Origin of the sequence: Arthrobacter sp. 7Tela_A1, from assembly GCF_049311065.1 — a bacterium.
In the GTDB taxonomy this organism is placed as follows: Bacteria; Actinomycetota; Actinomycetes; order Actinomycetales; family Micrococcaceae; genus Arthrobacter_B.
On sequence record NZ_JAXIOO010000024.1, the window covers coordinates 38117 to 58356 of the forward strand.

At 65.9% G+C, this 20240-nt stretch carries 19 protein-coding genes and 1 riboswitch; of the genes, 12 read left to right on the forward strand and 7 right to left on the reverse strand.

The features are described from left to right. The first annotated feature begins 256 nt into the window (after positions 1-256). Positions 257-357, forward strand: a riboswitch (glycine riboswitch). Positions 358-505: 148 nt separating this feature from the next. The 9 genes from gcvP (at position 506) to TVB01_RS11315 (ending at position 10825) form a co-directional block, all read left to right on the forward strand. Continuing rightward, entirely contained in the window at positions 506-3340 is a 2835-nt protein-coding gene (gene gcvP, locus TVB01_RS11275) for an aminomethyl-transferring glycine dehydrogenase (RefSeq protein ID WP_422455998.1), read from the forward strand. Positions 3341-3353: 13 nt separating this feature from the next. Then, positions 3354-4475, forward strand: a complete 1122-nt coding sequence (gene gcvT, locus TVB01_RS11280; RefSeq protein WP_422455999.1) for a glycine cleavage system aminomethyltransferase GcvT — start codon at positions 3354-3356, stop codon at positions 4473-4475. A 178-nt stretch (positions 4476-4653) separates the two neighbouring features. Further along, entirely contained in the window at positions 4654-5031 is a 378-nt protein-coding gene (gcvH, locus tag TVB01_RS11285) for a glycine cleavage system protein GcvH (protein ID WP_422456000.1), read from the forward strand. Next, the gene (glyA, locus tag TVB01_RS11290; RefSeq protein ID WP_422456001.1) at positions 5028-6329 is read left to right on the forward strand and encodes a serine hydroxymethyltransferase; all 1302 of its coding nucleotides are present in this window, start codon (positions 5028-5030) and stop codon (positions 6327-6329) included. Before gcvH ends, glyA begins: the two co-directional genes overlap by 4 nt. A 24-nt stretch (positions 6330-6353) precedes the next feature. After that, complete coding sequence (locus TVB01_RS11295; RefSeq protein ID WP_422456002.1) at positions 6354-7775, forward strand: L-serine ammonia-lyase; 1422 nt, start codon at positions 6354-6356, stop codon at positions 7773-7775. A gap of 165 nt (positions 7776-7940) precedes the next feature. Continuing rightward, positions 7941-8405: a DUF4383 domain-containing protein gene (locus TVB01_RS11300; protein ID WP_422456003.1), complete on the forward strand. Its 465-nt coding sequence runs from the start codon at positions 7941-7943 to the stop codon at positions 8403-8405. Positions 8406-8526: 121 nt separating this feature from the next. After that, positions 8527-8745, forward strand: a complete 219-nt coding sequence (locus TVB01_RS11305; protein WP_422456004.1) for a hypothetical protein — start codon at positions 8527-8529, stop codon at positions 8743-8745. A 2-nt stretch (positions 8746-8747) separates the two neighbouring features. Further along, the gene (locus tag TVB01_RS11310; protein ID WP_154579687.1) at positions 8748-9167 is read left to right on the forward strand and encodes a ChaB family protein; all 420 of its coding nucleotides are present in this window, start codon (positions 8748-8750) and stop codon (positions 9165-9167) included. Between the two features lie 92 nt (positions 9168-9259). Continuing rightward, complete coding sequence (locus TVB01_RS11315; RefSeq protein WP_422456005.1) at positions 9260-10825, forward strand: alanine/glycine:cation symporter family protein; 1566 nt, start codon at positions 9260-9262, stop codon at positions 10823-10825. A gap of 9 nt (positions 10826-10834) precedes the next feature. Here the strand turns inward: TVB01_RS11315 and TVB01_RS11320 are convergent, their stop codons facing one another. After that, positions 10835-11587, reverse strand: a complete 753-nt coding sequence (locus TVB01_RS11320; protein ID WP_422456006.1) for an SDR family oxidoreductase — start codon at positions 11585-11587, stop codon at positions 10835-10837. Positions 11588-11780: 193 nt separating this feature from the next. Here TVB01_RS11320 and TVB01_RS11325 point away from each other — a divergent pair, with 193 nt between their 5' ends. Next, positions 11781-13589 (forward strand): L-lactate permease, encoded by a 1809-nt coding sequence (locus TVB01_RS11325; RefSeq protein ID WP_422456007.1) that lies wholly within the window; start codon positions 11781-11783, stop codon positions 13587-13589. A gap of 22 nt (positions 13590-13611) precedes the next feature. Next, positions 13612-15000, forward strand: coding sequence for an FAD-binding oxidoreductase (locus TVB01_RS11330; RefSeq protein ID WP_422456008.1), 1389 nt, complete (start codon positions 13612-13614; stop codon positions 14998-15000). 33 nt (positions 15001-15033) lie between these two features. On the opposite strand, the gene TVB01_RS11335 is transcribed toward TVB01_RS11330, so the two are convergent. The 5 genes from TVB01_RS11335 to TVB01_RS11355 form a co-directional block, all read right to left on the reverse strand. After that, positions 15034-15531 (reverse strand): phage tail protein, encoded by a 498-nt coding sequence (locus tag TVB01_RS11335; RefSeq protein WP_422456009.1) that lies wholly within the window; start codon positions 15529-15531, stop codon positions 15034-15036. After that, positions 15528-15908 carry a hypothetical protein gene (locus TVB01_RS11340; RefSeq protein WP_422456010.1) on the reverse strand — a complete coding sequence of 127 codons (381 nt, stop codon included), beginning with the start codon at positions 15906-15908 and terminating at the stop codon, positions 15528-15530. Before TVB01_RS11340 ends, TVB01_RS11335 begins: the two co-directional genes overlap by 4 nt. Before the next feature lie 2 nt (positions 15909-15910). Beyond that, complete coding sequence (locus TVB01_RS11345; RefSeq protein ID WP_422456011.1) at positions 15911-17251, reverse strand: hypothetical protein; 1341 nt, start codon at positions 17249-17251, stop codon at positions 15911-15913. 276 nt (positions 17252-17527) lie between these two features. Continuing rightward, on the reverse strand, positions 17528-17983 hold the full coding sequence (locus TVB01_RS11350) for an SRPBCC family protein (protein WP_422456012.1): 456 nt from the start codon (positions 17981-17983) through the stop codon (positions 17528-17530). Further along, the gene (locus tag TVB01_RS11355; protein WP_422456013.1) at positions 17871-18644 is read right to left on the reverse strand and encodes a GMC oxidoreductase; all 774 of its coding nucleotides are present in this window, start codon (positions 18642-18644) and stop codon (positions 17871-17873) included. Before TVB01_RS11355 ends, TVB01_RS11350 begins: the two co-directional genes overlap by 113 nt. On the opposite strand from TVB01_RS11355, the gene TVB01_RS11360 reads away from it, so the two are divergent. Next, positions 18607-19155, forward strand: a complete 549-nt coding sequence (locus TVB01_RS11360) for a TetR family transcriptional regulator (RefSeq protein ID WP_422456014.1) — start codon at positions 18607-18609, stop codon at positions 19153-19155. The two genes, TVB01_RS11355 and TVB01_RS11360, sit on opposite strands and share 38 nt — an antisense overlap. 131 nt (positions 19156-19286) lie before the next feature. Here TVB01_RS11360 and TVB01_RS11365 read toward each other — a convergent pair whose 3' ends face one another. Further along, on the reverse strand, positions 19287-19526 hold the full coding sequence (locus TVB01_RS11365; protein WP_422456015.1) for a hypothetical protein: 240 nt from the start codon (positions 19524-19526) through the stop codon (positions 19287-19289). Positions 19527-20240: the final 714 nt, after the last annotated feature.

Sequence of the window (20240 nt, forward strand, 5' to 3'; positions counted from 1 at the left end):
GAAACCGCCGACAATTCAGTTTCTGCAGTGCTCGCGGCCATGTCAATTTAGGTCCGGCCACAGTGGCCGGTGTGATTGGTGTGGCCGGAAGCACACGATTCCTGCGGATGGCCTGTCGTGTGTGTCTGGTTTGTTGCGTGGTGGGGATCCCACCGCTGGCAGCAGGAAGCCTCAGCGCATGTTCCAAGTCATACCTTGAAGCGGTCTTGGGGGCAGGCTAGAGTCAGGAATGCAGTCCCAACTGAATATGCCTTTTGCAGCCGTGGCGGGAGAGTCCCGCGAATCAACGTTGACGCGGGCGCCGTAGGAGCAAACCCTCCCCGGGAATCTCTCAGGCCCCTGTACCGCCATGGCGAGGCAACTCTGGAAAGCAGGACCGGCATTAGCCCGGACCTCACCGACGGTGCAAGCGGATCACACCCGCGGAATCTCTCAGGTCCAATACAGAGCGGGGAGGAACCAATCGTCTTATTGGCGTACCCTCGCCCGCCTTTTGGAGCCTCTCATGACAGCAGTCCCGTTCACCGCAGCCTTCGTAGACCGCCATATCGGCGCCCGTGCCACAGAAACCGACGCCATGCTCAAGGCCGTCGGCTACGACACCCTGGATAACCTCGTGGACACCGCGGTCCCCGCAGCCATCCGGCAGGACGCTCCGCTGGTGCTTAACGCGGCGCAGAGCGAGCAGGAAACCCTCGCCGCACTGCGGAAGATCGCAGCCAAGAACAAGACCGCCGTGCAGATGATCGGCCAGGGCTACTACGACACCCACACCCCACCGGTGATCCTGCGCAACGTCGTCGAAGATCCCGCCTGGTACACCGCCTACACCCCGTACCAGCCGGAAATCTCGCAGGGCCGCCTCGAAGCCCTGCTGAACTTCCAGACCATGGTCCAGGACCTCACCGCCCTGCCGGTGGCCAACGCATCGCTGCTGGACGAAGCCACCGCCGTCGCCGAAGCCGTGTTGCTCATGCGCCGCTCGAACAAGGCCAAGTCCGAGGGCAAGATCGTCCTTGACGCCGACGCCCTGCCCCAGACCATTGCGATCGTCCGCGGCCGGGCCAAGGCCCTGGGCTTCGACGTCGAGGTTGTGGACCTTGCTGCCGGCCTGCCCGACGGCGAGCTCACCGGCGTCGTGCTCCAGCAGCCCGGCGTTTCCGGCGCCGTCCGGGACTTCTCCGGTGTTATTGCCGACGCCAAGGAACGCGGCGCCCTCGTCACCGTCGCCGCTGACCTGCTGGCCCTGACCCTGCTGACCCCTCCGGGGGAGCAGGGGGCCGACATCGCCGTCGGCTCCGTGCAGCGCTTCGGCGTTCCGCTGTTCTTCGGCGGACCGCACGCCGCGTACATGGCAGTCCGCAAGGGGCTGGAGCGCTCGCTGCCCGGCCGCCTGGTCGGCGTCTCCAAGGACTCCGCCGGAACTCCGGCCTACCGCCTGGCACTGCAGACCCGTGAGCAGCACATCCGCCGAGAGAAGGCGACGTCCAACATCTGCACAGCGCAGGCACTGCTGGCGATCGTGGCTTCCATGTACGCCGTTTACCACGGCCCCGAGGGACTGAAAGCGATTGCCCTGCGCGCTCACGGCCACGCCCGCGCGCTCGCCACCGCGCTCTCCAAGGCCGGAATCGAACTGGTCTCGGACACCTTCTTCGACACCGTCACCGCGCGGGTTCCCGGCCGTGCCGCGGAGGTCGTGGCTGCCGCTGAAGCCAAGGGCATCAACCTGCGGCAGATCGACGCTGACACCGTGGGCGTATCGGCTGACGAAACCACTACGGACGCCGTGATCGCCGACGTCGCCGGCGCCTTTGGTGCTTCCCCCGCCGAGGCTGCCGGGTTCGATCTGCCCGCTGAACTGCTGCGCACCTCGGATTACATGACCCACCCGGTGTTCTCCTCCTACCGGTCCGAAACCCAGATGCTGCGTTACCTGCGCCGCCTCTCGGACCGGGACCTTGCCCTGGACCGCACCATGATTCCGCTTGGCTCCTGCACCATGAAGCTCAATGCCACGGCCGAGATGCAGGCCATGACCTGGCCGGAGTTTGCGTCCATCCACCCGTTCGCCCCGGATTCCCAGACCGAGGGCTGGCGCGAACTGATCGCCGACCTGGAAGCGCAGCTGGCCACGATCACCGGCTACGACCAGGTTTCCATCCAGCCCAATGCCGGCTCGCAGGGCGAACTCGCCGGCCTGCTCGCCATCCGCGGTTACCACCACTCCCGCGGCGAGGAGCAGCGCAATATCTGCCTGATCCCCGCCTCCGCCCACGGCACCAACGCTGCCTCCGCCGTGCTGGCCGGCATGAAGGTGGTTGTTGTTGGCACCGCCGGCGACGGCGCGATCGACCACGCTGACCTGCGCGCCAAGATCGACGCGCACCGCGAGAACCTGGCCGCGATCATGATCACCTACCCCTCCACCCACGGCGTGTACGACGACGACGTCCGCGACGTCTGCGAAGCTGTGCACGAAGCGGGTGGCCAGGTCTACATCGACGGCGCCAACCTCAACGCCCTGGTGGGGCTGGCCCAGCCCGGCGAGTTCGGCGGCGACGTCTCCCACCTGAACCTGCACAAGACCTTCTGCATCCCGCACGGCGGCGGCGGTCCCGGCGTCGGCCCGGTTGCAGCCAAGGTGCACCTGGCACCGTTCATGCCCGGCAATGCCGCAGCCTGGGACGGCGGGGATGACATTCCGATTTCCGCTTCCCGCTTCGGCTCGGCCGGCGTGCTGCCGATCTCCTGGGCCTACGTCCGCCTGATGGGCGGCGAAGGGCTCACCGCTGCGACCAAGAGTGCCCTGCTGGCTGCCAACTACGTGGCAGCCCGCCTGAACGACTACTTCCCGGTGCTGTACACGGGCAAGGGCGGCCTGGTGGCGCACGAGTGCATCCTGGACCTGCGCGAGCTGACCGCGAAGACCGGCGTCACCGCCGAGGACGTGGCCAAGCGGCTGGTGGATTACGGTTTCCACGCCCCGACCCTTTCCTTCCCGGTGGCAGGCACCCTGATGGTGGAGCCCACCGAGTCCGAGGACCAGGGCGAAATTGACCGGTTCATCGACGCGATGATCGCCATCCGCGGCGAGATCGACCAGGTGGCAGCCGGCGACTTCCCTGTGGAGGAGAGCCCGCTTCGCAACGCGCCGCACACTGCCACCGTCGCCGCCGGCAACGAGTGGAACCGCCCCTACCCGCGCGAACAGGCCGTCTTCCCGCTGAAGAGCCTCCGCATGGACAAGTACTTCCCGCCGGTGGGCCGCATTGACGGAGCAGCCGGGGACCGCAACCTGGTGTGCTCCTGCCCGCCGATCGAAGACTTCGAGAACTAAGGGGATCGCCGCTATGACTGAGCAGTACACCGCGCTTTACGAGGAGCACAAACGCCTCGGCGCCTCCTTCACCGACTTCGGCGGCTGGCAGATGCCGCTGAAGTACAGCTCCGAACTGGCTGAGCACCATGCAGTCCGCAAGGCCGCCGGCCTCTTCGACCTCTCCCACATGGGTGAAGTCGAAGTCACCGGCCCGGATGCCGCAGCCTTCCTGGACTACGCCCTGACCGGCAAGCTCTCCGCCGTGGCGGTTGGCCGCGCCAAGTACTCGCTGATCACGAACGCCGACGGCGGGATCATCGACGACCTGATCAGCTACCGGCTCGACGAAGAGTCCTACCTGGTGGTTCCGAACGCGGGCAACGCCGCCGTTGTTGCGGCCGAGCTGGCGGCCCGCGCCGAAAGGTTCGACGTTGCTGTGCAGGACAAGACGGCCGAGACGTCGCTCGTGGCCGTTCAGGGACCCGTTGCCGAGGCGATCCTCTTGGATCTGGTGCCTGCCGGTTTCCGGGACGCGGTCACTGGAATGAAGTACTACGCCGCCGCGCCTGTTGAGCTGACCGTGGGGGGCAGCTCGCACAGGCTGCTGGTGGCCCGCACCGGTTACACCGGTGAGGACGGTTTCGAGATCTACGTCCCGAATGACGACGCCGCTGCCCTGTGGCAGGCGCTTCTTGCCGCCGGGGAACGCCGCGGACTGGTTCCGGCGGGCCTCGCCTGCCGTGACTCGCTGCGCCTCGAAGCGGGGATGCCGCTCTACGGCAATGAGCTCTCCCTGGAGGTGGATCCGTACGCTGCCGGGCTGGGCGGCGTCGTCGCTCTGTCCAAGGACGGCGACTTTGTGGGCCGCGAAGCCCTCGCCGCCAAGAAGGAGCAGGTCCCGGCCCGCAAGCTGGTAGGCCTGAAGGGGTCCGGCCGCCGGTCGGCACGCTCGCACTACCCGGTGCTCAAGGACGGCCAGACCGTTGGCGAAGTCACCTCCGGCGCTCCCAGCCCCACCCTCGGCTATCCGATCGCCCTGGCCTACGTCGATGCCACCTACGCCGAACCCGGCACAGCCTTGGACGTCGACCTCCGCGGCAAACCCGAACCCTTCGAGGTCGTCTCTCTCCCCTTCTACAAGCGCAGCAAGTAGCTCCTAATGAAATGACACCGAGGCCGGACCGGACCCGGCGGTGGCGGGGTGTTTCGTGTAGCCCCGCATCGCCGAGCGAGGAACGAGCGAGGTGTCTAAGGGGCGGCGAAACGTCCCGTCAACGCCGCCCCGCCTACACTCGAACCAACAACTCCATGCTTCCGAAAGGCACATCCCAATGAGCAAAGTTGACTCTTCCCTCCGCTACTCCGCCGAACACGAGTGGGTGGACGCATCCAGCCCGGTAAAGGTCGGCATCTCCGCCGTTGCCGCTGACGCCCTGGGCGACGTCGTCTACGTCGACCTTCCCGCCGTCGGCGACACCGTCACTGCAGGCGAGACCTGCGGCGAAGTCGAATCCACCAAGTCCGTCTCAGACCTCTACGCCCCGGTTTCCGGCACCATCGTGGAGATCAACCAGGAAGCCGTGGACAACCCGGCCATCCTGAACGAAGACCCGTACGGAGCCGGCTGGCTGTTCACCGTTGAGGTCACGGAGGAGGGTGAGCTGCTGAGCGCTGCCGAATACGCAGAGAAGAACGGCGGCGAGCTGTGACCGATTACCTGAACTCCCACCTCGCGGAGATCGATCCCGAGGTTGCCGAGCAGATCGACAACGAGCGCCGCCGCCAGCAGGAGGGGCTGGAGATGATCGCCTCCGAGAACCACACTGCGGTGTCGATCATGGAAGCCCAGGGCTCCGTGCTCACCAACAAGTACGCCGAGGGCTACCCCGGACGCCGCTACTACGGCGGCTGCGAGTTCGTGGACGTGATTGAGCAGCTGGCCATCGACCGCGCCAAGGCACTGTTCGGCGCAGGTTTCGCCAACGTCCAGCCGCACTCCGGTGCGCAGGCCAACGCCTCGGTGATGCACGCGCTGATCCGGCCGGGTGACACCGTGCTGGGGCTTTCCCTGGCCGACGGCGGCCACCTGACCCACGGCATGAAGATCAACTTCTCCGGCCGGCTGTACAACATCGTTCCCTACGGTGTGGACGAAACCACCCACACCGTGAACATGGACGACGTCGCGCGCCTGGCCCGCGAGCACAAGCCGAAACTGATCGTCGCCGGCTGGTCCGCGTACGCCCGCCAGCTGGACTTTGAGGCATTCCGCGCCATCGCCGACGAGGTGGGTGCCTACCTCATGGTGGACATGGCGCACTTCGCCGGACTGGTCGCGGCCGGTCTGCATCCCAGCCCGGTTCCGCACGCCCACGTGGTCACTTCCACGACGCACAAGACCCTGGCCGGTCCGCGCGGCGGCATCATCCTCTCCAACGATGCGGACATCGCCAAGAAGATCAACTCCGCTGTGTTCCCCGGCCAGCAGGGTGGTCCGCTGGAACACGTGATCGCGGGCAAGGCGACTGCGCTGAAGATCGCAGGAACTCCGGAGTTCCGCGAACGCCAGGAACGCACCCTTGCCGGTTCACGGATCCTGGCCGAGCGGCTGCTTTCCGAGGACGTCGCTGCCAAGGGAATCTCCGTGGTTTCCGGGGGCACTGACGTGCACCTGGTCCTGGTGGACCTGCGCCACGCTGAACTGGACGGCCAGCAGGCCGAGGACCGCCTCGCGCAGATCGACATCACGGTCAACCGCAACGCCGTACCGTTCGATCCGCGGCCGCCGATGGTCACCTCGGGCCTGCGGATCGGCACTCCGGCGCTGGCCACCCGCGGCTTTGACGAGAAAGCGTTCCGTGAAGTCGCGGACATCATCGCACTGGCCCTCATCGCCGGGAACGGCGAGGATCTCAGCGCACTCAAGGACCGCGTCCACACCCTGGCCGCGGCCCACCCGCTCTACCCGCAGGTCGCCGACCTGGCCGGAGCACCCGCCCGCGCCTGATCGGCGCGAACCAAAGGACACCGCATGGCTGTAGGCGTTTTCGACCTCTTCACCGTAGGCATCGGCCCCTCGAGTTCCCACACCGTGGGGCCGATGAGGGCAGGCGCGGCCTTCGCCTCGGAGCTCGCCGACGCCGGTGTCCTTGCCTCCGTGGCCGGTCTCCGCGTGGATCTTTACGGGTCCCTCGCGGCGACCGGCCGCGGGCACGGCACCTTTCCTGCCGTCCTCCTGGGGCTGGAAGGCTTTGCGCCGGAGGAAATCCTCCCGGAGCAGATGGAGGAACGGCTCGCGGAGATCGAAGCGAGCGGCAAGATCCAGCTGGGCAGCGAGTTTGAGGCTTCCAGCGGCGTCGGCGTGGTCCTTGAATACGGGATCGAGGACATGGTGCTGCATCCGCTCACGGTCCTGCCCCGCCACACCAACGGCATCCGGTTCGCCGTCAGCGGCGCCGACGGCGAAGTCCTCCATGAAGCCACGTTCTTCAGCGTGGGCGGCGGGTTCATCGTTCGCGACGGCGAGGAGGAGACTGCCGCCGTCGAACTCGAAGCCTCCAAACAGGCCCTGCCGTATCCCTTCCGCACCGCCGTTCAGCTGCTGGAACACTGCACTGCCAACGGACTCTCCATCAGCCAGGTGATGCTGGCGAACGAGCTTGTGTCCCGGTCCGAAGAGGAGGTTCGAGCCGGGCTGCTGCACATCCGCGACGTGATGGACCAATGCAAGGATTCCGCGATCGCCCGCTCCGGCCTGCTGCCGGGAGGGCTCAAGGTCCGGCGTCGGGCACCGCAGTGGCACACGCGGCTGCGCGAAGAAGACCCTAACCGTGACCCGCGCTTCTGGCAGGAGTGGGTCAATCTGGTGGCGCTGGCCGTGAATGAGGAAAACGCGTCCGGCGGCCGGGTGGTCACCGCACCCACCAACGGCGCTGCCGGAATCATCCCGGCGGTGCTTTTCTACGCTACGCACTACGGCCCCGGCATGGAGACTGCCACCCCGGAACAGAAGGACGACGCCGTCGTCCGCTTCCTGCTCGCTGCCGGCGCGATCGGGGTGCTCTATAAGGAGCAGGCCTCCATCTCCGGTGCGGAGGTGGGCTGCCAGGGTGAGGTGGGCTCGGCGTCGTCCATGGCCGCCGCAGGGCTGGCGGAGATCCTGGGCGGATCGCCTGAGCAGGTGGAAAATGCAGCCGAGATCGCGATGGAGCACAACCTCGGCCTGACCTGCGATCCGATCGGCGGGCTGGTGCAGGTTCCGTGCATCGAGCGCAATGCGATCGGCGCCGGCAAGGCCGTGAATGCCGCCAAGATGGCGCTGTGGGGCGACGGTGAGCACCGGGTCTCGCTCGATGAGGTCATTGTGACCATGCGGGAAACCGGACGGGACATGAGCTCCAAGTACAAGGAAACCGCCATGGGCGGCCTCGCCGTCAACGTTGTGGAGTGCTGAACCGGCACACTCGACGCCGGCCCGGCCGGTATGACAGGTGCGCGGACACGCCCGGCCCCATGCGACACGCCTGAGCGTGCAACTCATTGCTAAGCCTGCTTACCATATTGGCTCACGCGGCGGTCTCTGAGGCTGCCGAAACACTCTGAGGGAACGGAGAACTGTATGACTGAGACCAATACTGGTTCTGCGCAGAACCGCGGACGCACGAATATCCAGAAAGCTTCCCTGGCTTACGGGGTGGTTTTCCTCCTGGTGGGTGTCATGGGATTCATCCCGGGCATCACCACTAACTATGAGTCACTCGCCGGCGCCGGGCACCACTCCGAGGCGCTCCTGCTGGGTATCTTCCAGGTGTCCATTCTGCATAACGTTGTTCACCTGCTCTATGGTGTCGCCGGCCTGCTGCTGGCACGCAGCGCCGGCGGGGCGCGTGCCTTCATGCTCTGGGGAGGCGTGGTCTACCTTGTGCTGTGGATCTATGGCCTGGTGATCGACGGCGAATCCACTGCCAACTTTGTCCCGCTGAACAATGCGGACAACTGGCTGCACCTCTTCCTGGGGGTCACCATGATTGGCCTCGCTCTTCTTCTCACGCGCAGCCGGGACCGCGCTGGGCGCCCGGCCTAGCGCCGGACCCGGCGCCGGCAGCCGGTCTGCGCATCGGCTGCCGGCCCGGGGTTGAGCACTCGTCCCCCCGATGGTAGACAGTAAGGACGCTTAGTAAGTCGCCGACCGGAAGGAACGCATCATGGCCGAACGCGGAAACAGCACCCATGGACGCCGCCTCGATGAGGAAATGAAGCAGGAGACACAGGGCCTGACCCGAAATGCCGTCCCGGACCACGTGGAGGAATGGCGCCAGCCGGAGCCGATGGCCGATGACACCGACAGCGCCGAAGTGCAGGATGCTATGGGGGTCGCTCAGGAAGCCGAAGCTACCGCGCTCCCGTCCGAGGGGGATGACTGAGAATGCCCAAGACCACCAAAACCGGCAAGGCGAAAAAGAGCGAACTGCCTTCCACCCTTGAACGCTCAGATAAAAAGGCACAGGACACCTTCGCCAAGACCTACGACTCCGCGCTGGAGGAGTATGGCGACGAGCAGCGGGCGGCGCAGACTGCTTACGCCTCGCTGAAGCGCACGCATGAGAAGGTGGGCGACCACTGGGAGCCCAAGGACTCCAGCGGACCGTCGGACAAAAAGGCCGAACAGGGCCGGAAGTCCAATGCCAAGACGGCCGGGGGAGTGGATGCCAATGCGTCGAAGGAGCATCTGTATGACGTCGCGTCCAAGCTGGACATCAGCGGCCGCTCGAAGATGAACAAGGACGAGCTGGTGGATGCCATCCAGAAAGCGAACCAGAAGGAAACCAGGAAGAGCCGGTCCTGAGGCTGCCTAAAGTGTGACTTGTGTTACCCCCGGGGCTTAAGTAAAGCTGTACTGCAGATCAGTCAGCTTGCTTATAGTCCCGGAGGTGCCGCATGGCAGCAAACACCCGTTTCCCGCTGTCGACCGAGTCCGGAATCCTCGGCACCATAGACACATCCGTGAACGAGTTCATGGAACCCATTGCCACGGCGTTCAACGACATCGTCTTTTTCCCGCTCACTATTGGGGACTTCAGCTTCCCCATCGTTGTGGCCTGGCTGATCATCGCCGGCATTGTCATCACCTGCTATTTCGGGTTCATCCAGTTCCGCGGGTTGAAAGTCTCCGTCGAGGTGGTCCGGGGCAAGTTCTCCACCAGGCAGGACCCCGGGGAAGTACCGCACTTTCATGCGCTGACCTCCGCGCTGTCCGGCACGGTGGGCCTGGGCAACATCGCCGGCGTCGGTGCGGCCATGGCACTCGGCGGGCCGGGAGCGACCTTCTGGATGATTCTTGCCGGCCTGCTGGGCATGGCCACCAAGTTCGCCGAATGCACACTGGGCGTCAAATACCGGGAGGTCCATGAGGACGGCACCGTCAGCGGCGGGCCGTTCAAGTATCTTCCCGTGGCCTTTCGGCGGTTCGGTTCACTGCCCGCCAAGGTGCTGACGGGCGTTTTTGCCGTGGCGATCCTGCTTTTCGGCGTAGCCGGAGGCAATATGTTCCAGGCCAACCAGACCTTCGCGCAGGTCCGCAACGCCACCGGCGGCGACGAAGGATTCATGGGGTCCGACGGCGCCGCGCTGGTCTTTGGCGTTATCCTCGCCGTCCTCGTCGCCGTCGTCATCCTGGGCGGCATCAAGTCCATCGGTGCCACCACATCCAAGCTGGTTCCGGCCATGGCAGCCGTCTACATCCTGGCCTGCGGTGCGGTGATTGCCGCGAACTTCGAGAACGTCCCCGCTGCCTTCGGTGCCATTATCGAGGGTGCGTTCCGGCCGGAGGGCTTTGCGGGTGGAATCCTCGGTGTCATGATTGTCGGTTTCCAACGGGCGTCCTTCTCCAACGAGGCCGGCGTGGGCTCAGCGGCGATTGCGCACTCTGCCGTCAAGACCCGCCGTCCCGTCAGCGAAGGGTTTGTGGCTATGTTCGAGCCGCTCGTGGATACCGTCCTGATCTGCACCATGACCGCCCTGGCGATCATCATGGCAGGCGCCCCCAGCCTGCAGGCAGGTATCGACCAGGTGCAGGGCGGCGGGGGAGCGCCCGACGGCGTCATCCTCACCTCCGACGCCTTTGCCACCGTCCTGCCGTGGTTCCCGGTTGTCCTGGCGATCGCCGTCGCGCTCTTCGCCTACTCAACGCTGATCACGTGGTCCTATTACGGGCTCAAGGCCTGGGAATACCTCTTTGGCCGGGGACGGAAGCGTGAAATCACGTACAAGGTCATCTTCCTGACGTTCACCGTTGCCGGCTGCATCCTCTCCTTCAGCCAGGTCATCAGCTTCACCGACGCGGCACTGTTCATCTGCGCCTTCGTGAACCTGCTGGGCGTGTACCTGCTCCTGCCGGTGATCAAGCGGGAGATGAAGAAGTACCTCGCCGACCGCAGGAGCGGGAAGCTGGACATCCTGGGCCTCGAGGATGAGGACATTGAGGACGCCGCTCCCGCGCGGTAGGCGTTTGTCCTAGCCGCGGCCGAGGAAAGGCATGCCAGCTGCCGTGAGCACCACGGAGCCGGGATTGGCCGACGCCGGCAGCTGGGCCATGAACAGCACCGTGCGCGCCGCCTCTTCCGCCGGGAAGGTCGGTTCGTGCCGGCGCGTGCCGTCGGGCTGGAGTGCCCCGCCGTTCGCAATGCCTGCGAGCAGCTCGGTCGCGGCGTTGCCGATGTCGATCTGCGCGCAGCTGATCCCATACGCCCGGCCGTCCAGGTCGATCGATTTCGTCAGTCCCGTGACGGCGTGCTTCGTGGCGGTGTATGCGGCCGCGAGCGGGCGCGGGGCGATGGCGGAAATGGAGCCGTTATTGATGATCCGGCCGCCCTGCGGATCCTGGGCCTTCATTTGCCGGACGGCCGCTGCCGCGCACAGCATCGTTCCGGTGAGGTTGACGGCGATCGTGGTGTTCCAGTCGTCCAGGCTCAGCTGGTCCACGGATCCGGAGGGGCCGAAGCTCCCGGCATTGTTGAACAGCACGTCCACGCGGCCGAAGACTTCAGCGGCGGTCCGAAAGAGGTGTTCAACGTCGTCGGGCCGGGTGACGTCCGCAGGTACCACCAAAGCGCGGGAATCGCCGTCGGCCGTCTGCTGCAGCGCCGCTTCCCGGCGGCCCGTCAGCACGACCTGCCAGCCGGCTCCGAGGAACGCCCGGGCAGTGGCCCGGCCGATGCCTGAGCCCGCCCCGGTGATGACAGCTGTCCGCAATCCCTCAAAACTCATGACCATATCCTCCCGCATCACCCGAGATAGCAGAAAGTGCCCGTTTCGCCGCGGAAACGGGCACTTTCTGCTATCTCGAGGAAAGGGCAGGGCTTCACCGTTGACCGTGCCGAACCCTCGGGCCTAGGGTCGACCCAACTTATGCACCAGCAGGACCGGGGAGATCCGGCCCGCCAAAAACAAAGGGGTTTTTGTGCATCTTCCGGCAGCGCAGTATGAACAGGTCCTCGATCCAATCGGCGATTCCCTGGTGCTTTCGGCCATTCTCGCCGCCCTTCCACTGCTCCTGTTGTTCGTGATGCTGGGGGTTTTCCGACTCAAGGCCTACCAAGCCGGCATTATTGCCCTGGTGCTCTCCATCCTGCTGGCCCTCTTCGGCTGGGGGATGCCGCTGGACCAGACACTCTCCGCCACCGGGCTGGGCGCTTTCTACGCCATCTTCCCGATTCTCTGGATCCTCATCAACGCGCTGTGGATCTACAACCTGACGGTGGCCACTCCGTGGTTCGACGTGCTGGGACGCACCATCCGCTCAATCTCCGACGATCTGCGGATTCTCTCCATCCTGATCGCGTTCTGTTTCGGCGCGCTGCTGGAGTCCCTGGCCGGATTCGGCGCCCCGGTGGCCATCGCCGCAGCCATGCTCATGGCCGCCGGCATGAAACCGCTGAAGTCGGCGATTGTGGCGCTGCTGGCCAACACCGCGCCGGTGGCGTTCGGGGCCATGGCCGCTCCGATCATCGCCTTGAACGGAGTTACCGGCATTCCGCTGCAGGAACTGTCCTCGATGACGGGCCGGCAGACACCCTTCATTGCCCTGGTGGTGCCGCTGATCCTGGTCTTCATCGTGGACGGGAAACGCGGGGTCCGGCAGACCTGGCCCGTGGCCCTGGTGGCCGGATTCGTGTTCGGACTGGCCCAGTTCGTTGCCTCGAACTTCTTCGTGGTGGAGCTGACTGACGTGGTGGCCGCAGTGGCAACCGTGATCGCCGTGCTGGTCATGCTGCGCGTCTGGCAGCCGAAGGAACTGATCGGAATGTCCGGGGAGGCAATGAACGACGACGCCGCCGGGGTCCGCAGCAGCAGCGCCGCCGTCGGCGGCGAAAGCTCGGACACCCTCACCAAAACAACCGGCAGCAGTGACTCCGGCGGGGCCGGAGACGGACAGGGGCAAGAAAAGGCCGGCTCCGGCATCCCCATTGGGGGAGGCCTTGATTCTGAAGGCAATCAGCAGGAACCGCGGGATAACACCCGTCCGGACGGGCGCAGCGTCTGGCTCTCCGTTGCTCCGTACCTGATCATTATTGTGGTTTTCTCACTCGCGCAGATCCCGCCGATCAAGGCGTGGCTGACCCAGGTGGGCGGGGTGACGTTCCACTGGCCCGGCCTGGACGTGGTGAACTCCTCCGGCGATCCGGTGGGCGCCCAGAACCTGCGCTTTGACCACCTCAAGGCCACCGGCACGCTGCTGCTGATCTCCGGCATCCTGACGATGATCCTCTACCGCATCGCACCGGCGAAGGGAGTCCGGATTTACGGGTCTACTCTGAAGACCCTGCGCTGGACGATCGTCACGGTGTGTTCTGTGCTCGCCCTGTCCTTCGTGATGAACCTGTCCGGGCAGACCACCACCCTGGGTGTCGCGCTCGCCTCCGCCGGCGGCTTTTTTGCCCTGCTGTCGCCGCTCCTGGGTTGGATCGGGGTAGCGCTGACCGGATCGGATACGTCGTCGAACTCCCTGTTCGGCCAGCTGCAGGTGGCCGCCGCCGAGGAGACCGGGCTCTCGCCCACCCTGATGGCGGCGTCGAACTCCTCCGCCGGTGTGCTGGGCAAGATGCTGTCGCTGCAGAACCTGGCCATTGCGGCAGCCGCAGTGGGCCTGAACGGGGTGGAAGGCACGCTGTTCCGCAAGCTGATCGGCTGGTCCCTGGGTCTGCTGGTCCTGATGACCCTGCTGATCTGGCTGCAGTCCACGCCGGTGCTCGGCTGGATGGTTCCTTAAGTTGTCCATGCAAGGAGAGTCTGTGAGTACTGAGTCCGTGAACGCGCCCGGAACCACGCTGGCGGAAGGACATGCTGCAGTACTCGGTGCAGCGGCCCGGTCTTCCGTGGAGCACGAGCACCGGTTGAAAGCCAGCACGGACCGTTCCGGATTTGTGGCTGCCAGCCTGCCCGAAGGCGTGGTTTTTGCCCAGGACGCCGAAGAGGTAGCGGAAGTCCTGCGCCGGGCGAGCGCCCACCGGGTGCCGGTGGTTCCGCGCGGAGCCGGGACAGGCCTGGCGGGAGCGTCCTCAGCCAGGCAGGGCGAAATCGTCCTGGATGTCTCCGGCATGAACCAGATCCTGCGCATTGACCCCGAGGAACAGCTGGCCGTCGTGCAGCCCGGGGTGCTCAACGCGGAACTGAACGCAGCTGCCGCGGAATACGGGCTGTTCTACGCCCCGGATCCGGCCAGCACCGCCATCTGCTCGATCGGCGGGAACATCGCGACCAACGCCGGCGGCATGCGCTGCGCCAAATACGGCGTCACCCGCGAAGCGGTGCTGGCGCTGCGGGTGATCCTCGCGGACGGCCGCGAGCTGCGCACCGGGCGGGAAACCATCAAAGGGGTTAGCGGTTACGACCTGAATGCCCTGATGATCGGATCCGAGGGCACGCTGGGGATCGTCGTCGAGGCAACGCTGCGGCTGCGCCCGCTGCCGGTGCAGACCGCCACGGTTGCCGCGTTTTTCCCGAACGTCGAGCAGGCGGCCCGGGCGGCGTCGGCCGTTGTTGCAGCCCGGATCCAGCCCTCCATGATGGAGCTGATGGATGGTCAGACCCTCGAAGCGGTCGATGCCGCACTCGGTACCGATTACCGCTCCCGCGGAGCGTCCTTCCTATTGGTTCAAACCGACGGGCACGGCGCGTTCCTGGAGCAGGACGTGGTGATGGAGGCTGTCTCGCCTTTTGGTATTTGCGAGCGGGCGGTCGACGACGAGCAGGCCGCAGCCCTGGTAACCGCACGCCGGGAGGCCATTCCCTCGCTGGAAAAAATCGGCCGGGTTTCGATCGGGGATATCGGGGTGCCGCGCGGGAAGCTGGCCCACGTCGTCGCCGGACTGGAAGAGATCGCCGAACGCACCGGGGTGCGCATCTTCACGATCGCGCACGCCTCCGACGGGAACCTGCACCCGATGATCGTGATGGACCCCGAAGAGTCCGTGACCGAGGGTCCGCCCAAGGTGGCGCTGGGGGAGATGTTCCACCTGGCCAAGTCCCTGGGCGGAACCCTCACCGGAGAACACGGCATTGGCCTGCTCAAGCGGGACTGGCTGCAGGAAGAGCTGGGCGATGTGTCCCTGGAGACCATGCACACCATCCGAGCCGCCCTGGACCCGCTGGGCATCCTCAACCCGGGTAAGGCGATCTAGTGCTGCGATTGAACCTTTGAGAGGATTCCAGTGCTACGGGCGCGGGGGGAAGACGCCCTGGGTCGCGATGATGAAGTTCACGGGCAGATACGGGGGCATGTTGTTGTGGGCCATTCCGCCGCCGGTCGGCCCGCTCTGAACCATGTTTATGCCGGACGCGACGGACCCGTAACTGCCCCCTTGGGCGGGCGCTGCGCCGGCAGGCCGGTCCGTCGTCTGACCGGCCGCAGCAGGCAGCGTGTGCGCATGGTACGGGAGCTGCTGCGTCGTCAGCGTGACGTTTTCCTCCCCTCCGCTCCTGCCGAGGTTGAACTCCCAGCGGGAGTCGTGAGCATGGAGGGGGAACCTCCCTCGCAGGTCGGGAAGGGCGAACGTCGTCACGCCGTTGCCGCCGTACGCTGTGCCCAGCAGGGAAAACAGCGCTGAGTTCTGCTGGATCGGAATTAGCTGCCCGTTGCACAATTCCCAGCCGGGCGGGGCGAAGGTGAACCCAACCATGATGATCTGTCCGACAAATGGGTTCGTGGTCACAGGGGGTGTCCTTCGGGTAGGTGCGTGATGATTGCCAGTGCGTGCCCGCCATGGGCAGACATAAAGAGTGCAACGGGGCCGGAATCTGGATGCTCAACGGTGTAGATACCGTCCGTGTCGACAGCTCCACCGACGTCGAAGCGCAGTCCGAATCCGAGGGAGAGCCGGTCAATCGCCGTCAGGCGAATCCTGCCGGTGCCGACGGCCAGGGTGCTGTCCAGGAGAGGCTCCCAGAACTCGAGCGAGTAGGGATTTCGGGCCTGGGCGGCCTCGGCCCGAGGCAGGATGCCATTCGCTGCAGTTGTGGCAGCCCCCACGGCCAGGGCCGTGGTTCCTGCCAGGAAGAGGCGGCGGTTCAGCGCCTTAGCTGCCGGCATGGCTAGGACCCGCCGAAGAAGGCAATGGAGTGGCGCAGGTTCGTCACCGGATCGGTTCCCGTAGCAGAGTAGCCATATGCCACTTTGTCCCCTTCCCTGATCTGCACCGCTGGTTGCCCTGCAGTGGTACAGGAGGTCGTGAGGTCAGAAACCCTGCAGGAAAGTCCGGAGGCAACACCGTTAACCCACAGGGTGAGGGTCACGGATCCGGCGCGCGGGGTCGCTGCGCCGTTAAGTCCTGCCATGCTGCCATCGCGCGGCATGGCGATTTGCGCATCAGCAATCGAAGACACGAGTGCTCCGCCGGACACAGAAAGGAACCCGGAGGCGTCAGCCTTGTCGATGAAGGAAACCGTGCCTGTGAACACCGGAGCCGGACCTGCGGGTCCGGCTGGTCCCGTCGCGCCTGCGGGTCCGGCTGGTCCCGTCGCGCCTGCGGGTCCGGTTGGCCCCGTCGCGCCTGCGGGTCCGGTTGGCCCCGTCGCGCCTGCGGGTCCGGTTGGCCCCGTCGCGCCCGCGGGCCCAACCACGCCGGCAGGCCCCGTTGCGCCTGCGGGTCCGGCGTTGCCCTGAATCCCTTGGAACCCCTGGTTGCCTTGGAGCCCCTGGATTCCTTGTGGCCCAATCGGTCCTTGTGGCCCGATGAGGCTTTGCGCGCCTCCGGGCCAGGACCCGGAAACCTTGGGTCCGTAGACGGTGAATGCGGTGGTGTCCAGGTAAAAGTCGCCGTCGATGCCCAGTGAGCTGCCCGGAGCGCCAGTTCCGTTGTGGATGCTGTTGCCGTCACGTCCGGGGATCCCTGCCGGGCCGGGCGCGCCCGCTGGGCCGCGTGCTCCGTCAGTTCCGGTTGCTCCGTCAGCTCCGTGCGTGCCGGCCGCCCCGTCCGCGCCCTGGGCTCCGGCCGCCCCGTCCGCGCCCTGGGCTCCGGCCGCGCCAGCGTCCCCGTCCGCCCCGTCTGCGCCTGGTGCACCGGGCGCGCCGTCCTTACCGGCTGCGCCGTCTTCACCGTCTTCGCCGTCTGTCCCAGCCGCACCCTTTTCACCCTTCTCGCCGGTGGACGGCGAAGCGGTCGCCGCGAACGTGGACACCGTCGAATCGAGGGGAGCTGCTGCCAACCAGGAGACCGGCACCTCGTCGGGGCCGCAGGAAAGCTCGTCGGCAGTCGTGGCAATGGTCGCAAACTGAAGCGACGGGGCGTCAAGGCAGGCGTGGAAGGCTGCAGCGTCGTCGGCGGATGAGCCGGGGGTACAGGCACTGAGCGCCAGGACTGCTGCGGCCGCTGCGGCAACTGCCGTAAGGCGTGCGGGTTTGGAACGGTTCACGGTATCTGTCTCCTGGGTCATCTCAACGGGGTCACCCGGGATGAGAATGCCAAGAAATCCTTCAGGCGCGGATCAATTCCCCCGGGCATCCACGACCTGGTTCTACATGTTGGACACAGACCAATAAGAAACTCAGTCCAACAGCCCCATCGTGGAGGAAATGGACTGAGTCCCAAAGTTTGTTTCTTTCAATCCCGCAATATGACGGCTCAGCTGGGCGGGCGGCCCCCGCCCAGCGCAGCCCAGACGACTGCTGTGCCGCTCCCGCGTTGCAGAAGCGGCACAGCATGGATTGAGCTAGGCGGTCCGTGAGCCCTCCACATATGACTTCAGCCCGGCCAGTCCCGGTTCGAAGTTCTGGGTGCCCATAAATGCATCGAGTTCCCGGGCCGTTGCGTCATCCGATTCAAAGCGTGCCGTCCATCGGACAACCGAGGCCGGCCCGTCGGCGTCGACGGAAATGGTGGCTTCGTGCCCGGAGATCGCCAGAGGGGCTTCCACGATCGAATACGCGAGCTGGCGCTGCTGATGATCGATCCGGTTCAGCCGCTCAGCGAAAACGGAATTGCCCGGAAGTTCGAAACGCCTTTCGGTGCCCGGTGTGTTCGGGTCTCCCGACCACACCATGTGTGACTGCGCCTCAGCGGCGCCGGGCATCCACTTCCCGTGGCCGCCAAAATCGTGGACGGCCTCCCACACCGCAGACGGCGGTGCGTCGATGGAGATGCTGCGCCGGACCTCTTGTTCGCTCATGATTTTCCTTCCCGTCGATTTCTGTCAGATGAGGACGGCGGTTTGCCTTCCGCGGCCGGATACAGGTGTTGTCCTTGGTGATGAACGCCGCCACACGTTCGCCGATGAGCATGGCTGTTGCGGCCGGACCCCGCGAGGGTGTGAACGGCAGGATTGATGTGTCCGCCACTCGCAGTCCGCTCACGCCGTGCACCCTGCCGAACTGGTCGACCACGTGCCCCTCGGCCGGGTCGTCTCCCATCTTGCAGGTGCCCGAAGCATGGATGGCGGTGGCAAGGTGGGACCGCATCCAGTCGTCCGACAGGGCATCATCCTGGAGCGTTTCGGCGTCTATTTCCGTGGTTTTTTTGAAGTAGGGCTTGAACGCTTCGGTGTGCAGGAGTTTCACGGTCATCCGTACGACCTCCCTCATGCGCACGACGTCACGCTCGTCGCTGAGGTAGTTGTAGTCGATCACCGGCTGCACCATCGGGTCCGCGGAAACGGTCTTGAGGTTTCCGCGGGATTCGGCCTGCTGGACGGCGATGGCCATGGCTAGATCGTTGCTGCGCTGGAGCTGCTGGACGAAACGCTTGATCGAAACGCCCTTCATCGACTTCAGGAACGCGAGAGGGCGCCGCGCGATGCTCACCATCGATTTCGCACGGCTGCCCTGCTCCATCCACGCCGAAACATCCTTGGAATCCGTGGCACAGGCGTGCGGAATCAGCCGCACGACCCTGTTCTCCTACTTCCCCGCCAAGTCCGAGATCCTTCTGTACGGGGACGAGCGGAACGTTGAACGGGTCAGCGCCCTGCTGCATGACGCTCCGTTCGACCTCCCGGTTGGCGTTGTCCTGCGCAAAGCTGCCCGGACCATGCGCCCGGTACCCGCCAACGCGCGGGAGGAGCTGGCCGTCTACTGGCGCATCCTGGACGAAAATTCCGACGTCGCGGCCCAGGCCAGGGCCATGGGCCAGCGGTATGCGCGGATAATTGCAGACTTTGTGGCCGTCAGGCTGGGCACTGAGCCGTCCGACAGCATGCCCGCGTTGCTGGGAGAAACAGTGCCTGCGGCGCTGCTTGCAGCTGCCAGGCACTGGACAGTGCACGCCGAACCAGGGGTACCGCTGGAAGAAGCGCTTGAGAACGCCGTTGATCCGTTGATCACCGCGTATTTGGGGACTCTTTAAGAAGCCGCAAAACGCTGCGACTGCGCCCGCCGCCGGTGCAGACCGCCCCGGTTGGGGTCATGCACACCATCCGCGCAGCGCTGGACCTGGGCATCCTCAACCCGGGCAAGGCCATCTAGGAGCCGGCTGCCCTACTCGAAGAGCAGTGAGACGCGCAGGTTCTCAATGGGGGCGGGCCCCACGCCGCGAACCCACAGGACGAGTTTCTGGTTCTGCGCCACGGCCAGCGATCCAGTGCGCCCACATTGGGAAGTAGTCGTGCAGGACATTAGGGGTTGGAACAGGCCGTCACGGACGAGGTACACGTCGATGCTGCTGCTCCGTTCCGTCATCTCGACTCTCATCTCGGTGATGGTCCCCGCGCGCGGCATTCGAATTTCGTTAGCGGCTCGCGAGCTGGAGGGAGCCACCGAGCCGGCGATCGGGAAGTAACCCGCACCGTCGGTGAAAGCTGCGGGATCTATGGTGCCGGGCAGGAAACTGACGAAGACCGTCCCGGCCCCTGCCGGCCCCTGGGGCCCCTGCGCCCCGACCGGCCCGACCGGCCCGACCGGCCCGACCGGCCCGACCGGCCCGACCGGTCCTTCCGGTCCGGCATCGCCAGTATCGCCCTTATCGCCCTGTGGCCCGGCTGGCCCCCCAGGCCCAGCCGGACCCTGAGGGCCAACAGGTCCTGCCGGACCTGCAGCGCCAGTTGACCCCGCGGGGCCCTGTGCGCCGGGATCGCCCTGGTCACCGCGAAGACCCTGCACGCCCTGCGGCCCTATGGGTCCCTGCGGGCCAATCAGGCTTTGTGCCCCACCAAGCCACGTTCCCGCCGTCTTGGGGCCGTAGATGGCGAAGGTTGTGGTGTCGAGGTAGAAGTCGCCGTCCACGCCCACATTGTTTGCGGGATCGCCGGATCCGTTGTGGATGCTGTTTCCGTCCCTGCCGGGAAGGCCGGCGGGTCCGGTGGACCCGGTGGGCCCAGTTGCTCCGTCGGCTCCGTCGGCGCCGTTAGTTCCGGCGGGCCCGGTAGCTCCCGGGGCTCCCGTCGCCCCCGTCCCCCCCGCCCCCCCCGCCCCCCCCCGCCCCCCCGCCCGCCC

What these genes read in the sequence shown, in the direction of transcription:
- gcvP (WP_422455998.1), top strand. Translation starts at nt 506, where the DNA reads ATGACAGCAGTCCCGTTCACCGCAGCCTTCGTAGACCGCCATATCGGC.
- gcvT (WP_422455999.1), top strand. Translation starts at nt 3,354, where the DNA reads ATGACTGAGCAGTACACCGCGCTTTACGAGGAGCACAAACGCCTCGGC.
- gcvH (WP_422456000.1), top strand. Translation starts at nt 4,654, where the DNA reads ATGAGCAAAGTTGACTCTTCCCTCCGCTACTCCGCCGAACACGAGTGG.
- TVB01_RS11295 (WP_422456002.1), top strand. Translation starts at nt 6,354, where the DNA reads ATGGCTGTAGGCGTTTTCGACCTCTTCACCGTAGGCATCGGCCCCTCG.
- TVB01_RS11300 (WP_422456003.1), top strand. Translation starts at nt 7,941, where the DNA reads ATGACTGAGACCAATACTGGTTCTGCGCAGAACCGCGGACGCACGAAT.
- TVB01_RS11305 (WP_422456004.1), top strand. Translation starts at nt 8,527, where the DNA reads ATGGCCGAACGCGGAAACAGCACCCATGGACGCCGCCTCGATGAGGAA.
- TVB01_RS11310 (WP_154579687.1), top strand. Translation starts at nt 8,748, where the DNA reads ATGCCCAAGACCACCAAAACCGGCAAGGCGAAAAAGAGCGAACTGCCT.
- TVB01_RS11315 (WP_422456005.1), top strand. Translation starts at nt 9,260, where the DNA reads ATGGCAGCAAACACCCGTTTCCCGCTGTCGACCGAGTCCGGAATCCTC.
- TVB01_RS11320 (WP_422456006.1), bottom strand. Translation starts at nt 11,587, where the DNA reads ATGAGTTTTGAGGGATTGCGGACAGCTGTCATCACCGGGGCGGGCTCA.
- TVB01_RS11340 (WP_422456010.1), bottom strand. Translation starts at nt 15,908, where the DNA reads ATGCCGGCAGCTAAGGCGCTGAACCGCCGCCTCTTCCTGGCAGGAACC.
- TVB01_RS11345 (WP_422456011.1), bottom strand. Translation starts at nt 17,251, where the DNA reads ATGACCCAGGAGACAGATACCGTGAACCGTTCCAAACCCGCACGCCTT.
- TVB01_RS11350 (WP_422456012.1), bottom strand. Translation starts at nt 17,983, where the DNA reads ATGAGCGAACAAGAGGTCCGGCGCAGCATCTCCATCGACGCACCGCCG.
- TVB01_RS11360 (WP_422456014.1), top strand. Translation starts at nt 18,607, where the DNA reads ATGCTCACCATCGATTTCGCACGGCTGCCCTGCTCCATCCACGCCGAA.
- TVB01_RS11355 (WP_422456013.1), bottom strand. Translation starts at nt 18,644, where the DNA reads ATGGAGCAGGGCAGCCGTGCGAAATCGATGGTGAGCATCGCGCGGCGC.
- TVB01_RS11365 (WP_422456015.1), bottom strand. Translation starts at nt 19,526, where the DNA reads ATGCCGCGCGCGGGGACCATCACCGAGATGAGAGTCGAGATGACGGAA.